The 16,262-nt window shown below is 57.2% G+C and carries 13 protein-coding genes and 1 other annotated feature (1 of these 14 running past the window's edge); of the genes, 8 read left to right on the top strand and 5 right to left on the bottom strand.

The annotated features are described in order from the left end of the window. Positions 1 to 34: a sequence feature (Thr leader region), on the top strand (it extends 84 nt beyond the left edge of the window). A gap of 25 nt (positions 35 to 59) precedes the next feature. From thrA to thrC, 3 genes are read left to right on the top strand one after another with little or no spacing between them, the layout of a single operon-like run. Continuing rightward, positions 60 to 2,522: a bifunctional aspartate kinase/homoserine dehydrogenase I gene (gene thrA / locus MKR05_RS23505; protein ID WP_044525310.1), complete on the top strand. Its 2,463-nt coding sequence runs from the start codon at positions 60 to 62 to the stop codon at positions 2,520 to 2,522. A 1-nt stretch (position 2,523) separates the two neighbouring features. Then, the gene (gene thrB / locus MKR05_RS23510; protein WP_002887853.1) at positions 2,524 to 3,453 is read left to right on the top strand and encodes a homoserine kinase; all 930 of its coding nucleotides are present in this window, start codon (positions 2,524 to 2,526) and stop codon (positions 3,451 to 3,453) included. Between the two features lie 3 nt (positions 3,454 to 3,456). Then, positions 3,457 to 4,737 (top strand): threonine synthase, encoded by a 1,281-nt coding sequence (gene thrC / locus MKR05_RS23515; protein WP_002887863.1) that lies wholly within the window; start codon positions 3,457 to 3,459, stop codon positions 4,735 to 4,737. A gap of 49 nt (positions 4,738 to 4,786) precedes the next feature. Here thrC and yaaA read toward each other — a convergent pair whose 3' ends face one another. Both yaaA and MKR05_RS23525 read right to left on the bottom strand, forming a co-directional pair. Further along, on the bottom strand, positions 4,787 to 5,560 hold the full coding sequence (gene yaaA, locus MKR05_RS23520) for a peroxide stress protein YaaA (protein ID WP_032452393.1): 774 nt from the start codon (positions 5,558 to 5,560) through the stop codon (positions 4,787 to 4,789). Positions 5,561 to 5,637: 77 nt separating this feature from the next. After that, positions 5,638 to 7,068, bottom strand: a complete 1,431-nt coding sequence (locus MKR05_RS23525) for a sodium:alanine symporter family protein (protein ID WP_064155487.1) — start codon at positions 7,066 to 7,068, stop codon at positions 5,638 to 5,640. A 202-nt stretch (positions 7,069 to 7,270) separates the two neighbouring features. On the opposite strand from MKR05_RS23525, the gene tal reads away from it, so the two are divergent. From tal to MKR05_RS23540, 3 genes are all read left to right on the top strand, one after another. Beyond that, positions 7,271 to 8,224, top strand: coding sequence for a transaldolase (gene tal, locus MKR05_RS23530; RefSeq protein WP_004204228.1), 954 nt, complete (start codon positions 7,271 to 7,273; stop codon positions 8,222 to 8,224). 99 nt (positions 8,225 to 8,323) lie between these two features. Then, positions 8,324 to 8,911: a molybdopterin adenylyltransferase gene (gene mog / locus MKR05_RS23535; RefSeq protein WP_023291912.1), complete on the top strand. Its 588-nt coding sequence runs from the start codon at positions 8,324 to 8,326 to the stop codon at positions 8,909 to 8,911. 119 nt (positions 8,912 to 9,030) lie between these two features. Continuing rightward, positions 9,031 to 10,332 carry an MFS transporter gene (locus MKR05_RS23540; RefSeq protein ID WP_072421120.1) on the top strand — a complete coding sequence of 434 codons (1,302 nt, stop codon included), beginning with the start codon at positions 9,031 to 9,033 and terminating at the stop codon, positions 10,330 to 10,332. 55 nt (positions 10,333 to 10,387) lie between these two features. Here the strand turns inward: MKR05_RS23540 and satP are convergent, their stop codons facing one another. The 3 genes from satP to MKR05_RS23555 form a co-directional block, all read right to left on the bottom strand. Further along, positions 10,388 to 10,954, bottom strand: coding sequence for an acetate uptake transporter (gene satP / locus MKR05_RS23545; protein WP_032452395.1), 567 nt, complete (start codon positions 10,952 to 10,954; stop codon positions 10,388 to 10,390). Positions 10,955 to 11,042: 88 nt separating this feature from the next. Further along, the gene (gene msyB / locus MKR05_RS23550; RefSeq protein ID WP_048296639.1) at positions 11,043 to 11,792 is read right to left on the bottom strand and encodes an acidic protein MsyB; all 750 of its coding nucleotides are present in this window, start codon (positions 11,790 to 11,792) and stop codon (positions 11,043 to 11,045) included. A 28-nt stretch (positions 11,793 to 11,820) separates the two neighbouring features. After that, positions 11,821 to 12,225, bottom strand: a complete 405-nt coding sequence (locus MKR05_RS23555; RefSeq protein WP_087824302.1) for a DUF2541 family protein — start codon at positions 12,223 to 12,225, stop codon at positions 11,821 to 11,823. A gap of 396 nt (positions 12,226 to 12,621) precedes the next feature. Here MKR05_RS23555 and dnaK point away from each other — a divergent pair, with 396 nt between their 5' ends. Then, on the top strand, positions 12,622 to 14,538 hold the full coding sequence (dnaK, locus tag MKR05_RS23560; RefSeq protein ID WP_023291917.1) for a molecular chaperone DnaK: 1,917 nt from the start codon (positions 12,622 to 12,624) through the stop codon (positions 14,536 to 14,538). 87 nt (positions 14,539 to 14,625) lie between these two features. Beyond that, on the top strand, positions 14,626 to 15,759 hold the full coding sequence (gene dnaJ, locus MKR05_RS23565) for a molecular chaperone DnaJ (protein ID WP_002887955.1): 1,134 nt from the start codon (positions 14,626 to 14,628) through the stop codon (positions 15,757 to 15,759). Positions 15,760 to 16,262 lie beyond the last annotated feature (503 nt).

Genomic DNA, 16,262 nt, shown 5'->3' on the forward strand with positions numbered 1-16,262 from the left:
AAGCCCGCACCTGAACAGTGCGGGCTTTTTTTTTGACAAGAGATCAAGGGGTAAGAACCATGCGAGTGTTGAAGTTCGGCGGTACATCAGTGGCAAATGCGGAACGGTTTCTGCGGGTTGCCGATATTCTGGAGAGTAATGCCAGGCAGGGGCAGGTAGCGACCGTCCTGTCTGCCCCGGCGAAGATCACCAACCATCTGGTAGCGATGATTGAAAAGACCATTGGCGGCCAGGATGCCCTCCCCAATATTGCCGACGCTGAACGCATTTTTACCGAACTTCTTCAGGGCCTTGCCGACGCCCAGCCCGCTTTCCCGCTCGCCCAGCTGAAAGCCTTTGTTGAGCAGGAGTTTGCTCAGATTAAGCATGTCCTGCACGGTATCAGCCTGCTGGGTCAGTGCCCGGACAGCGTCAATGCCGCGCTGATCTGCCGAGGCGAAAAGCTCTCCATCGCCATCATGGCGGGTCTGCTGGAAGCCCGTGGTCATAAAGTCAGTGTGATTAACCCGGTGGAAAAACTGCTCGCGGTGGGCCACTATCTGGAATCCACGGTCGATATCGCCGAATCCACCCGCCGCATCGCCGCCAGCCAGATCCCGGCAGACCATATGATCCTGATGGCCGGGTTTACCGCCGGCAATGAGAAGGGCGAGCTGGTGGTGCTGGGGCGCAACGGCTCCGACTATTCGGCTGCGGTACTGGCCGCCTGCCTGCGCGCCGATTGCTGCGAAATCTGGACCGATGTCGACGGCGTGTACACTTGCGACCCGCGCCAGGTGCCGGATGCGCGTCTGCTGAAATCGATGTCTTATCAGGAGGCGATGGAGCTCTCCTACTTTGGCGCGAAAGTGCTGCACCCGCGCACCATCGCCCCTATCGCCCAGTTCCAAATCCCATGTCTGATTAAAAATACCGGCAACCCGCAGGCGCCGGGAACGCTCATCGGCGCCAGCCGCGACGAGGACGATCTGCCGGTCAAAGGCATCTCTAACCTCAACAACATGGCGATGTTCAACGTCTCCGGGCCGGGGATGAAAGGCATGGTCGGCATGGCGGCCCGCGTCTTCGCCACCATGTCCCGCGCCGGCATCTCGGTCGTGCTGATCACCCAATCCTCTTCCGAGTACAGCATCAGTTTCTGCGTGCCGCAGAGCGACTGTGCGCGTGCTAAACGGGCGATGGAAGATGAGTTTTATCTCGAGCTGAAAGAGGGGCTGCTGGAGCCGCTGGCCATTATGGAGCGTCTGGCTATTATCTCGGTGGTGGGCGACGGAATGCGCACTCTGCGCGGTATCTCGGCAAAGTTTTTTGCCGCGCTGGCCCGCGCCAATATCAATATCGTGGCGATTGCCCAGGGTTCATCCGAGCGCTCCATTTCGGTGGTGGTCAGCAATGACGACGCCACCACCGGCGTGCGCGTGACCCATCAGATGCTGTTCAACACCGACCAGGTGATCGAAGTGTTCGTCATCGGCGTCGGCGGCGTCGGCGGCGCGCTGCTGGAGCAAATCAAACGCCAGCAGAGTTGGCTGAAGAGCAAACATATCGATCTGCGAGTTTGCGGCGTGGCCAACTCTCAGGCGCTGCTGACCAGCGTGCATGGTCTGAATCTGGAAAACTGGAGTGAGGCGCTGGCGGAGGCGAAAGAACCCTTTAATCTTGGCCGCCTGATCCGCCTGGTAAAAGAGTACCACCTGCTTAATCCGGTGATCGTCGACTGTACCTCCAGCCAGGCGGTCGCCGATCAGTACGCCGACTTCCTGCGCGAAGGTTTCCATGTGGTCACGCCGAATAAAAAGGCCAATACCTCTTCGCTGGATTATTATCATCAGCTGCGCCACGCCGCGAGCAGTTCGCGCCGCAAGTTCCTCTATGACACGAACGTTGGCGCTGGCCTGCCGGTGATTGAGAACCTGCAGAACCTGCTCAACGCCGGCGATGAACTGCGCCATTTCTCCGGGATCCTCTCCGGCTCTCTGTCGTTTATCTTCGGCAAGCTGGATGAGGGCGTGAGTTTCTCGGCGGCGACGGCGATGGCCCGTGAGATGGGGTATACCGAGCCGGATCCGCGCGACGATTTATCCGGGGTGGATGTCGCGCGTAAGCTGCTGATTCTGGCCCGTGAGACCGGACGTGAACTGGAGCTGTCGGACATTATCGTCGAGTCGGCGCTGCCGGCGGACTTCGACGCCAGCGGTGATGTTGAGACCTTTATGGCCCGCCTGCCGTCGCTGGATGATGCGTTCGCCTCGCGGATCGCTAAGGCGCGCGATGAAGGTAAAGTCTTGCGCTATGTCGGTAATATCGAAGAGGATGGTACCTGCCGGGTGAAAATTGCCGCCGTTGACGGCAACGATCCGCTGTTCAAAGTCAAAAATGGCGAGAACGCGCTGGCCTTTTACAGCCACTATTATCAGCCATTGCCGCTGGTGCTGCGCGGCTATGGTGCCGGGAACGACGTCACGGCGGCCGGTGTATTCGCCGACCTGCTGCGCACCCTTTCCTGGAAGTTAGGAGTTTAAGATGGTCAAAGTATATGCCCCGGCTTCCAGTGCCAATATGAGCGTCGGGTTTGATGTGTTGGGCGCGGCGGTCACGCCGGTCGATGGCACGCTGCTTGGCGACAACGTTACTGTCGAAGCGGCGGAGCAATTCAGCCTGCAGAATCTGGGACGCTTCGCCAGCAAACTGCCGACGGCGCCGCAGGAGAACATTGTTTACCAGTGCTGGGAAAGCTTTTGCCGGGAGATCGGTAAAACGGTGCCGGTGGCGATGACCCTGGAAAAAAACATGCCGATTGGCTCCGGGCTGGGCTCCAGCGCCTGCTCGGTGGTCGCCGCGCTGGTGGCGATGAACGAGTTTTGCGGTAAGCCGCTGAACGAGACGCGCATGCTGGCGCTGATGGGGGAGATGGAAGGGCGTATCTCCGGCAGCATTCACTACGACAACGTGGCGCCGTGCTATCTTGGCGGTATGCAGTTGATGATCGAAGAGAACGGGATTATCAGCCAGCAGGTGCCCGGGTTTGATGAGTGGCTGTGGGTGCTGGCCTATCCGGGGATTAAAGTATCCACCGCCGAAGCGCGGGCGATTCTGCCGGCGCAGTACCGCCGTCAGGATTGTATCGCCCATGGTCGCCACCTCGCGGGCTTTATTCACGCCTGCTACACCCGCCAGCCGCAGCTGGCGGCAAAATTGATGAAAGATGTGATTGCCGAACCGTACCGAACCAAACTGCTGCCGGGCTTTAGCGAAGCGCGTCAGGCGGCCATGGAGATGGGCGCCCAGGCTTGCGGCATCTCCGGCTCTGGCCCAACGCTGTTCGCGTTGTGCGATAAGCCGGACACCGCACAGCGCGTCGCCGACTGGCTTGGCGCGCACTATCTGCAGAATCAGGAAGGCTTTGTACATATTTGCCGGCTGGACACGGCGGGCGCACGCGTAGTGGGATAACCAATGAAACTGTATAACTTAAAAGATCACAATGAGCAGGTCAGCTTTGCGCAGGCCGTTACCCAGGGACTTGGCAAGCATCAGGGCCTGTTCTTTCCGCACGATCTGCCGGAATTCAGCCTGACTGAAATCGACGACATGCTGGCGCAGGATTTTGTCACCCGCAGCGCCAAAATTTTATCCGCCTTTATCGGCGATGAGATCCCGCAGGATGTCCTGCAGCAGCGGGTCCGCGCGGCGTTTGCGTTTCCGGCGCCGGTGAGCAAGGTTCAGGAGGATGTCGGCTGTCTGGAGCTGTTCCATGGCCCCACGCTGGCCTTCAAGGATTTCGGCGGCCGCTTTATGGCGCAGATGCTGACCCATATCGCAGGCGATAAGCCGGTCACCATCCTCACGGCGACCTCTGGCGATACCGGGGCGGCGGTGGCGCATGCTTTCTACGGACTGCCGAACGTTAAGGTAGTGATCCTCTACCCGCGCGGCAAGATCAGCCCGCTGCAGGAGAAGCTGTTCTGTACTCTCGGCGGCAACATTGAAACCGTGGCGATTGACGGCGACTTCGACGCCTGCCAGGCGCTGGTGAAGCAGGCGTTTGACGATGAAGAACTGAAGGCGACGCTGGGGCTCAACTCGGCTAACTCCATTAACATCAGCCGCCTGCTGGCGCAGATCTGCTACTACTTCGAAGCGGCGGCGCAGCTGCCGCAGGAAGCCCGCAATCAGCTGGTGATTTCCGTGCCGAGCGGCAACTTCGGCGATCTGACCGCCGGTCTGCTGGCGAAGTCGCTGGGTCTGCCGATCAAACGCTTTATCGCCGCCACCAATGCCAACGACACCGTTCCGCGCTATCTGCAGGGCGGCGAGTGGGCGCCAAAAGCCACCCAGGCGACGCTGTCCAACGCCATGGACGTCAGCCAGCCGAACAACTGGCCGCGTGTCGAAGAGCTGTTCCGCCGTAAAATCTGGCGTCTCAGCGAGCTGGGCTATGCCGCGGTCGATGATGAGACCACCAAAGCGGCAATGCGCGAGCTGAAGGCCATCGGCTACATCTCTGAGCCGCACGCGGCGATTGCCTGGCGCGCGCTGCGCGATCAGCTGCAGCCGGGAGAGTACGGTCTGTTCCTCGGCACCGCCCATCCGGCGAAGTTCAAAGAGAGCGTGGAGGAGATCCTGCAGGAGACCCTGCCGCTGCCGAAAGAGCTGGCCGACCGCGCCGACCTGCCGCTGCTGTCTCACAACCTGCCGGCGGATTTCGCCGCGCTGCGTAAGCTGATGATGGGCTAAATCCTTACCGTCCCCCTGTTGCGTCGAACGCCGTAGGGGGACCGTTTACTTACTGCTCGTGGCGTTTAAACACCAGTTCGCCTTTCTCCGACGCCTCCGCATCAAAGAAATAGCCTTCGCTATTAAAGGATTTCAGCTGTTCCGGCTGGGTTAAGCGGTTTTCAATAATGTAGCGACTCATCAGGCCACGGGCCTTCTTGGCATAGAAGCTGATCACTTTGAATTTGCCGTTCTTCTCATCGAGGAATACCGGCTTGATCAGCTGGCCCTGCAATTTTTGCGTTTTCACCGATTTAAAATATTCATCGGAAGCCAGGTTGATGACGATATCGTCGCCCTGAGCCTGCAGCGCCTGATTCAGCTTCTCGGTAATGGTCTCGCCCCAGAACTGGTACAGATCTTTGCCGCGGGGGTTTTCCAGACGGATCCCCATCTCCAGGCGGTAGGGCTGCATCAGATCCAGCGGACGCAGCACGCCATACAGGCCAGAGAGCATGCGCAGGTGTCGCTGGGCGAAGTCAAAGTCGTCCTCAGTGAGCGTCTCTGCCTGCAGGCCGGTGTAGACATCGCCCTTAAAGGCGAGGATCGCCTGGCGGGCATTTTGCGGCGTAAAGTCAGGGTGCCAGTCGTGGAAACGGGTGGCGTTCAGATCCGCCAGCTTGTCGCTGATGCTCATCAGCTTGCCGATTTGCGGCGCGGTCAGCTGACGGGCGATGCTGATAAGCTGTTGAGAATACTCGAGGAGTTCGGGCTGGGTATAGCGAGTCGTTGCCAGCGGGCTTTGATAATCGAGCGTTTTAGCAGGTGAAATCAGAATCAGCATATCCAGTCCTTGCAGGTAATTTCGACGAATTTTAACAAAAAAAGTGCATGGTGGGATCGATAGCTGCGATTGCCGCGCTATTCGCGCGGCAGTTCATTCCACGCGCCCGGGGCCAGCTGTTGGTGAATCTCAGGATAGCGCGACGCATCGAAAGTGGGCTGAATGCCCAGCTGGCGCTGACGCAGATAATCACTGGCGATAATCCGCACCGTCGGGGAGAGCAGCAGGATGGCCGTCAGGTTGGTCATCGCCATCAGCGCCATAATGATATCCGCGCTCTGCCAGACGACCGGCAGGCTAACCAGGGTTCCCAGCAGCACCATCAGGACGGTAAGTATCCGCAGCGCCCAGATATAGCGCGGCTTATCCAGGCGCAGAAAGACCAGATTATTTTCCGCGTACAGGTAGTTGGCGACGATAGAGCTAAAGGCGAACAGCAGCACGATGAAAGCGATAAAACCCGCCCCCCAGCCCCCGACCAGCATGCTCATCGCGTGCTGCAGGGCCTGGATGCCGTTGAGCGTATACTCATTGTCGGGGTGGGGCGCCAGCATGACGATAATCGCGCTGGCGGTACAGATGACGATGGTATCGATAAACACGCCAATCATCTGCACGATACCCTGCGCCGCCGGGTGCGGCGGCCAGGAGGCGGCGGCTGCGGCGGCGTTAGGCGAAGAGCCCATTCCGGCTTCATTGGAGAACATGCCGCGCTGAAAGCCGCTGGTCAGCGCCTGGCTGATGGTGTAGCCCACCGCGCCGGCGGCGGCTTCCTGCCAGCCGAAGGCGCAGCGAAAGATGGTGGCGAAAATCGTCGGCAGGGCGGTGATATGCCACAGGCCGATAAGCAGGCTGGTGGCGATCCACAGCAGCGCCATGATGGGGACGATCCACTGCATCAGGCGCGCCACGCCGCGTAAACCACGGCGGATAGCCAGCAGAACGACAACGGCCAGCACGCCGCCGCTGACTGCCGCCGGCAGATCGAACGCATAGCGCAGGGCATGGGCCACGGAGTTGGCCTGTACGGTATTGAAGATAAAGCCATAGGCTAGCAGCAGGAGGATCGAAAACAGAACGCCCATCCAGCGCATGCCGAGCCCGCGCGCCATATACCAGGCCGGACCGCCGCGAAACTGCCCGCGGCTATCGCGCTCTTTATACAGCTGGGCAAGGGAACATTCGGCGAAGCTGCTGGCCATGCCGAGCAGGGCGGAGACCCACATCCAGAATACGGCTCCGGGCCCGCCGGCGGCGATAGCCAGCGTGACGCCGGCAAGATTGCCGCTGCCGACTCGCGCAGCAAGGCTGGTACAGAGCGCCTGAAAGGAGGTTAAACCGCCCGGCTGCGGGTGCAGGCTTTTTTTCAGGCTGCGGCCAAATTTGCGCACGTAGCGGAACTGAATACCCCGGGTCTGCCAGCTAAACCAGATACCGGCGCCCAGTAGCAGATAAATCATCACTGAGCCCCAGAGTATTTCATTGATAAATGAGAGAAAATCAGGCATTAAACATCCTCTTGTCCATGCCGGCACGCCAGTGTAAGCGTTACCAATTAAGTGACAATCCTTGCGCTTTCAGCAAATTAATCTGCATAGTTTATCACACTCTGCGCTCTTCTCTCGTCGGCGGTTGCGCTGACCCGGCAGCGTGTTATCATCTGGGCAGACCGGTTACATCCCCTTAACTGCTGTTTAAGAGAAATATATCATGACGGATAAATTAACTTCTCTGCGTCAGTACACCACTGTCGTCGCTGACACCGGAGATATTGCGGCAATGAAGCTGTATCAGCCTCAGGATGCCACCACCAACCCTTCCCTGATCCTCGGCGCGGCTCAGATCCCTGAGTACCGTAAGCTGATTGACGACGCTGTGGCCTGGGCTCGTAGCCAGAGCAGCGATCGCGCGCAGCAGATCCTCGATGCTTCCGACAAGCTGGCGGTGAACATCGGTCTCGAAATTCTGAAACTGATCCCGGGCCGTATCTCCACCGAAGTGGATGCGCGTCTCTCCTACGACACCGAAGCGTCTATCGCTAAAGCCAAGCGCATCATCAAGCTGTATAACGACGCGGGCATCAGCAACGATCGTATTCTGATTAAGCTGGCTTCAACCTGGCAGGGCATTCGCGCCGCTGAACAGCTGGAAAAAGAGGGCATCAACTGCAACCTGACGCTGCTGTTCTCCTTCGCTCAGGCTCGCGCTTGCGCCGAAGCGGGCGTCTTCCTGATTTCGCCGTTCGTTGGCCGTATCCTCGACTGGTACAAAGCCAACACCGATAAGAAAGAGTACGCGCCGGCAGAAGATCCGGGCGTGGTTTCCGTCAGCGAAATCTACGAGTACTACAAGCAGCACGGTTATGAAACCGTGGTGATGGGCGCCAGCTTCCGTAACGTTGGCGAAATTCTGGAACTGGCTGGCTGTGACCGCCTGACCATCGCCCCGGCGCTGCTGAAAGAGCTGTCCGAAAGCGAAGGCGCCGTTGAGCGTAAACTGGTGTATACCGGTGAAGTGAAAGCGCGTCCGGAGCGTATTACCGAATCTGAGTTCCTGTGGCAGCATAACCAGGATCCGATGGCGGTAGACAAACTGGCGGAAGGTATCCGTAAGTTTGCGATCGACCAGGAAAAACTGGAAAAAATGATCGGCGAACTGCTGTAATCCTGCAGGTGGCCGACGCCCGTCGGCCACATTACACTGTCTGTCCCGCCAGCAGCAGTGTATCATTTCGTTTAACGCCACAGTTTGAACGGAATAACCATGAATACCTTACGAATCGGCTTAGTTTCCATTTCCGATCGCGCCTCCAGCGGCGTCTATCAGGACAAAGGCATCCCGGCACTGGAAGAGTGGCTGGCGCGTGCCCTTACCACCCCTTTTGAACTGCAGACTCGCCTGATCCCGGATGAGCAGGTCATTATTGAGCAAACGCTGTGCGAACTGGTTGACGAGATGGGGTGCCATCTGGTGCTGACCACCGGCGGCACCGGCCCGGCGCGTCGCGATGTGACGCCCGACGCCACGCTGGCGGTTGCCGATCGCGAGATGCCGGGTTTCGGCGAGCAAATGCGCCAGGTTAGCCTACACTTTGTGCCGACGGCGATCCTTTCCCGGCAGGTCGGAGTGATCCGCAAGCAGGCGCTGATCCTCAATCTTCCCGGACAACCGAAAGCGATTCAGGAGACCCTGGAAGGGGTGAAAGATGCTGACGGCAACGTGCTGGTGCACGGTATTTTCGCAAGTGTACCTTATTGTGTACAGTTGCTGGAGGGGCCTTATGTGGAAACCGATGGCCGTGTGGTAGAAGCATTTCGTCCCAAAAGTGCCCGACGCGAAACTTTATCCTGAATTTGATGCATTTGTGACATAACATGCATCGCTGATGGTGTGCCGTTTTATTTACGATATAGTGCTGTTTGCTTTACACACTATAAAATACGCTGCACGCCTCAGGATGAAATCGCGTTATGTCATATGCAAACCGACCGCTCAACCGCCAGGATTATAAAACGCTGACGCTGGCCGCCCTTGGCGGCGCGCTGGAGTTTTATGACTTTATCATCTTCGTTTTCTTCGCCGCCGTCGTCGGCGAGCTCTTCTTCCCCGCGGATATTCCGGAATGGCTTCGCCAGGTACAGACCTTTGGCATTTTCGCCGCCGGTTACCTGGCGCGTCCGCTGGGGGGGATCATCATGGCCCATTTTGGCGATCTGGTTGGCCGCAAGAAAATGTTTACCCTCAGCATCCTGCTGATGGCGCTGCCGACCCTGGCGATTGGTCTGTTGCCGACCTACAGCTCGGTGGGCATCGTCGCGCCGCTGCTGTTGCTGCTGATGCGTATTCTGCAGGGGGCGGCGATCGGCGGCGAGGTGCCTGGCGCCTGGGTGTTTGTCGCCGAGCATGTTCCGGAAAAACGCATTGGTATCGCCTGCGGCACGCTGACGGCCGGCCTGACCGTAGGCATCCTGCTGGGATCGGTGGTAGCGACGCTTATCAACACCAGCCTGACGCCGCAGGGGATCCACGACGGCGGCTGGCGGATCCCCTTCCTGCTGGGAGGCGTATTTGGTCTGGTGGCGATGTATCTGCGCCGCTGGCTGCAGGAGACGCCGATTTTTCTTGAGATGCAGCAGCGCAAAGCGCTGGCGCAGGAGCTGCCGGTAAAAGCGGTCGTCCTCAAGCACCAGAAGGCGGTGGCGGTCTCTATGCTGCTGACCTGGCTGCTGTCGGCAGGCGTGGTGGTGGTGATCCTGATGTCGCCGGTCTGGCTGCAGAAACACTATGGCTTCGCCCCGGCGATAACCCTGCAGGCCAACAGCATTGCCACGATTATGTTGTGCATCGGCTGTCTGCTCGCCGGGCTGGCGGCAGACCGCTTCGGCGCCAGCCGCACCTTTATCGTCGGCAGCCTGCTGCTGGCGGTTGCCAGCTGGGCGTTTTACCACCTGTCTGGCACCAGCCCGCAGCGGCTGTTTCTGCTCTACGGCACGGTGGGACTCTGTGTGGGCGTGGTGGGGGCGGTGCCTTATGTTATGGTGCGGGCCTTCCCGGCGGAAGTGCGCTTCACCGGCATCTCCTTTTCCTACAATCTGTCGTACGCGATTTTTGGCGGCCTGACGCCAATTGCCGTCACGATGCTGATGGGGGTGTCGCCGATGGCCCCGGCCTGGTATGTGCTGGCCTTGTCGCTGATGGGGCTGGGATTAGGTATCTGGCTGCGTCAGGGGCTGACGGCGGCGAGGTTGCCGGAAGGGGAGCTGCAGCGCTAAGCAGGTTTGCCGATGATGACCAGCCGCCGCCCTGTCACAGGGCGGCGGCGGAAGATTAACGCGGTTCGCCGATCGGCAGCACGGTGCGGCCGAACTGCTCGTTCAGCACTTCGCCCATCGCCAGGTAAATGGCGCTGGCGCCGCAAACCAGGCCGACCCAGCCGGCAACTTTCACGATGCCTTCGTTATCCACCAGATGACCAATCGCCAGCAGCGCAAACAGCACCGTCAGGCTCAGGAACACGAACTGCAGCATGCGTGCGGCTTTCAGCGTACCGAAGAACATGAACAACGTAAAAATACCCCACAGGCCGAGATACATGCCGAGGAAGTGCGCGTTCGGCGCATCAGCCAGGCCCATTTTCGGCATCAGGAGAATAGCAACCAGCGTCAGCCAGAAGCTGCCGTAGGAGGTAAAAGCGGTCAAGCCAAAGGTGTTGCCTTTTTTGTATTCCAGCAGGCCGGCAAAAATTTGCGCAATGCCGCCGTAAAAAATGCCCATCGCCAGGATAGCTACATCGAATGCGAACAGGCCGCTATTCGCCAGGTTAAGCAGAATAGTGGTCATGCCGAAGCCCATAAGGCCCAGCGGTGCCGGATTAGCCAACTTAGTGTTGCCCATAATTCCTCAAAATTATCATTAAAAGGGAAGCATTACCCCGCGACTTGGCGGCGGGGCGCGGCATAATAATGAGGCGCGGAAAGGCTGTCTATGATCTGGCGGGGTATTTTTCACCAATTTCAGTTGCGGCCGACGACGAGTGGAGCATTTGTCGTAAACAGGCAATATGCAGAACCGCCGGGATGGTGACCCGATAAGCGCTGCCGCTTACCGCTTTCACGCTGTTCAGCGCGGCGCCAAGCGGCCCCCCCAGCCCGGCGCCGCGTACCAGGCCATGGCCGATGACGCTCACGGCGGCGTGCGTGCGCAGAATGGCGGTTAACCGCTCATCGAGTAGCAGGGCAACGCCTTCACTCAGCTTGCGGCGCCTCAACAGATGGGGCAGCAGGCTTTCCAGCTCATGACTCCGGCACTCCACCGCGGCGAGAAACTGCGTTTTTTGTTCCTCATCCAGCTTATTCCAGCTGTGCTGCAGAAAATGCGTCAACAACTGTTGCTCGATCTGCGGCGTCGTCATCTGTTTATCGACCTTCGCCTTTAGCCTTTTACACACATCCAGCAGGATGGCGCGATAAAATTTGCCATGGCGGCGCAGCGTATTGGCGATGCTGTCGCCGCCGAAATGCTGTAGCTCGCCGGCGATCAACTGCCAGTTGCGGCGATAGCGCTCCGGGTGGCCCTCCATAGACAGAAAGGTCTCGTTGCGCAGCAGCGTACTGGAGAGACGGGGTTTGCCATTTTCCCCGTGGGTCAGAATACGGGTAAACGCTTCCAGATGCGCCTCGCTGCACTCAGGCAGAAAGGCGAGATCGTCATCATCCAGATAGTTAATATGCATAACGTTTTCTCTCGGGCAGGGGACGACGTTAGTCGTCGCCGATAATTTTCAGTGAGGCCATATCTGAGGAGTTGACCGTGTGGCCGGAGAAGGCGATTTTTTTCACACAGCGCTTGTTGTCGTTATCGCTGTTGAGGGAGATCCAGCCGGTGGTGTGGCCCTCTTTGATCCCGGCGGGCACGTTCAGGGTGTGGCTGGCGCCGTGGCCGGCCTTAAAGTAGACCGTTGCTCCGGAAAGCTGAATGTCGCCGCGTTCGGCGCTGAGCTGAATACGTTTGACCACCCGGCAGACGGGAAGCTTCAGCGTCAGATCGTTGGTCTCATTGCGCGGCATGGCTATCACGCCGAGGATCTTATGGTCGTTGGCGGCCGCCGAGGTGATAACTGACACGCTAAGGATAAGCCCGGCTGAAAGCCGGAATAGTGATTTCATTAATTTGTCCCCTGAATAAGTAAAGTGCGAGGGCGGGGATCTTATCACTGCGAAAACGGGGCTTTTAGCGCACAAGTATTGCGTTTTATGTCAATGATATTATGAATATATTCGGTTTTTTTATTCGTTACTTGTATGGGTGTTTCGCCATCTTTTTTGCCGCCCGACAACATCGTTTGCTAAGCCATCGACGGCAGCGGGCGAGGGCGTCGGCTGGCCTCCGACAAAAAATTTTTCTGCTTGCCCCTTGATGCCGGGGTGGGCGACCCCATCTTGTAGTCAACCGCAGTGAAGAACCTGAAAAAAAATGATGTCTGGGCAGTTGAAACCGCACGTTTCGCCCTTATTACAGGTTCACAACCACATGTTGATCGAATTTTTAGTGGAGACGTTTAGATGGGTAAAATTATTGGTATCGACCTGGGTACTACCAACTCTTGTGTAGCGATTATGGATGGCACTACTGCACGCGTGCTGGAGAACGCCGAAGGCGATCGCACCACGCCTTCTATCATTGCCTATACCCAGGATGGTGAAACTCTGGTTGGTCAGCCGGCTAAACGTCAGGCAGTGACAAACCCGCAAAACACCCTGTTTGCGATTAAACGCCTGATTGGCCGCCGCTTCCAGGACGAAGAAGTTCAGCGTGACGTTTCTATCATGCCATACAAAATTGTTGCCGCAGACAATGGCGACGCATGGCTGGATGTGAAGGGCACCAAAACTGCACCGCCGCAGATCTCTGCTGAAGTGTTGAAAAAAATGAAGAAAACGGCTGAAGATTACCTGGGTGAACCGGTAACTGAAGCGGTTATCACCGTACCGGCTTACTTCAACGATGCGCAGCGTCAGGCAACCAAAGATGCTGGCCGTATCGCCGGTCTGGAAGTCAAACGTATCATCAACGAACCGACCGCGGCCGCGCTGGCGTACGGTCTGGATAAAGAAGTGGGCAACCGCACGATCGCGGTTTACGACCTCGGTGGTGGTACTTTCGATATCTCTATTATCGAAATCGACGAAGTTGATGGCGAAAAAACCTTCGAAGTACTGGCGACCAACGGTGATACTCACCTGGGCGGCGAAGACTTCGATACCCGTCTGATCAACTACCTCGTTGATGAATTTAAGAAAGATCAGGGCATTGACCTGCGCAACGACCCGCTGGCGATGCAGCGCCTGAAAGAAGCCGCTGAGAAAGCGAAGATTGAACTGTCTTCTGCTCAGCAGACCGACGTTAACCTGCCTTACATCACGGCAGACGCGACCGGTCCGAAACACATGAACATCAAAGTGACGCGTGCGAAACTGGAAAGCCTGGTAGAAGACCTGGTTAACCGTTCCATCGAGCCGCTGAAAGTAGCCCTGCAGGATGCCGGTCTGTCCGTTTCCGATATCAACGACGTCATCCTTGTTGGTGGTCAGACTCGTATGCCGATGGTGCAGAAGAAAGTGGCCGAGTTCTTTGGTAAAGAACCGCGTAAAGACGTTAACCCGGACGAAGCTGTGGCGATCGGCGCTGCCGTTCAGGGCGGTGTACTGACCGGTGATGTGAAAGACGTTCTGCTGCTCGACGTGACCCCGCTGTCGCTGGGTATCGAAACCATGGGCGGCGTGATGACGGCGCTGATCAGCAAAAACACCACTATCCCGACCAAGCACAGCCAGGTGTTCTCTACCGCTGAAGACAACCAGTCCGCGGTTACCATCCATGTGCTGCAGGGTGAGCGTAAACGCGCGTCTGATAACAAATCTCTGGGTCAGTTCAACCTGGATGGTATTAACCCGGCGCCGCGTGGCATGCCGCAGATCGAAGTGACCTTTGACATCGATGCTGACGGTATCCTGCACGTCTCCGCGAAAGACAAAAACAGCGGTAAAGAGCAGAAGATCACCATCAAAGCGTCTTCCGGTCTGAATGAAGAAGAAATTCAGAAAATGGTTCGCGAAGCGGAAGCTAACGCCGAATCTGACCGTAAGTTCGAAGAGCTGGTACAGACCCGTAACCAGGGCGACCATCTGCTGCACAGCACTCGCAAGCAGGTTGAAGAAGCAGGCGATAAACTGCCGGCTGACGACAAAACTGCCATCGAGTCTGCGCTGACCGCGCTGGAAACTTCGCTGAAAGGTGAAGACAAAGCGGACATCGAAGCGAAAATGCAGGCGCTGGCGCAGGTTTCCCAGAAGCTGATGGAAATCGCCCAGCAGCAGCATGCTCAGCAGCAGGCGGGTTCCGCTGACGCTCAGGCGAGCAACGCGAAAGACGACGATGTTGTCGACGCTGAGTTCGAAGAAGTGAAAGATAAAAAATAATCGCCCTTTGAACGGGTAAAACACTGGCACGGGCGAAGAGGTTTCCTCTCCGCCCGTGCACGCATGTTAAGGGGCTGAAAAACACCGATGGCAAAGCAAGATTACTACGAGATTTTAGGCGTCTCCAAAACAGCGGAAGAGCGTGAAATCAAAAAGGCTTATAAGCGCCTGGCCATGAAGTATCACCCGGACCGCAACCAGGGTGATAAAGAGGCCGAAGCCAAATTTAAAGAAATCAAAGAAGCGTATGAAATCCTGACTGATGCCCAGAAGCGTGCGGCCTACGATCAGTACGGCCATGCGGCCTTTGAGCAGGGCGGCATGGGCGGCGGCGGCGGTTTTGGCGGCGGTGCGGACTTCAGCGATATCTTTGGCGATGTTTTCGGCGATATCTTTGGCGGCGGACGTGGCCGGCAGCGCGCGGCGCGCGGCGCCGATCTCCGTTACAACATGGAGCTGACGCTGGAAGAAGCGGTTCGTGGCGTCACCAAAGAGATCCGTATTCCGACGCTGGAAGAGTGCGACGTCTGCCACGGCAGCGGCGCCAAAGCAGGCAGCAAACCGCAGACCTGTCCGACCTGTCATGGCGCGGGCCAGGTACAGATGCGTCAGGGCTTCTTTGCGGTACAGCAGACCTGTCCGCACTGTCAGGGACGCGGTACGCTGATTAAAGATCCGTGCAATAAATGTCATGGTCACGGCCGCGTTGAGAAGACCAAAACCCTGTCGGTTAAAATCCCGGCGGGCGTGGATACCGGCGACCGGATCCGTCTGGCGGGCGAAGGCGAAGCCGGCGAGCATGGCGCACCGGCAGGGGATCTGTACGTTCAGGTTCAGGTGAAGCAGCACGCTATCTTTGAGCGTGAAGGTAATAACCTGTACTGCGAAGTGCCGATCAACTTCACTATGGCTGCGCTGGGCGGTGAGATTGAGGTCCCGACGCTCGACGGTCGCGTCAACCTGAAAATTCCGGGTGAAACCCAGACCGGCAAGCTGTTCCGCATGCGTGGGAAAGGCGTGAAATCCGTTCGCGGCGGCGCGCAGGGCGATCTGCTGTGCCGGGTGGTGGTGGAGACGCCGGTGGGGCTGAACGAGAAGCAGAAACAGCTGCTGAAAGAGCTGCAGGAAAGCTTCGGCGGCCCGACCGGGGAAAACAACAGCCCGCGTTCGAAAAGCTTCTTTGACGGTGTGAAGAAGTTTTTTGATGATTTGACTCGTTAATCATTTCCGTCATTGCTGATAAAAAGCCTGAGATTGAGAAATCCCAGGCTTTTTTATTTCTTCTTGATGTATCCATTAATTTAACTCTTTGATTCAGAATCTTTATTTTATTGAATCAGGAGTATTAACAGCGTTCTTCCCATTGATTTATTTTTCCCTCATGGCATAACCTACATGCATTTTTTATATGTGCAGTTAATCTCAATAGGGCTTTATTATTTATAACATGAATAATTGATGGTCTGGTCATTTCGATGTTGCTGGGGCATTAAGTCTTAATCATCCAGGATAAAGCCCGAACGTTTCATCTGTGGTTGCCCAAATGGGTATTGTCGGACGTCGCTCAAATCAATAACGTCCTTGCGCGCCAGTTATGACAAAAATAGGTAACAGACAAGTGCGTTATGATCGTGCCGGATATTTATAAACAATAAGTTACCCTCACTAAAAAAACATATTTTGACACATACCTGATAATACCCATCGTCCCTTTTGATATGAGA

Origin of the sequence: Klebsiella sp. K5-204 (genome assembly GCF_030128585.1) — a bacterium.
Lineage (GTDB): Bacteria > Pseudomonadota > Gammaproteobacteria > Enterobacterales > Enterobacteriaceae > Klebsiella > Klebsiella quasipneumoniae.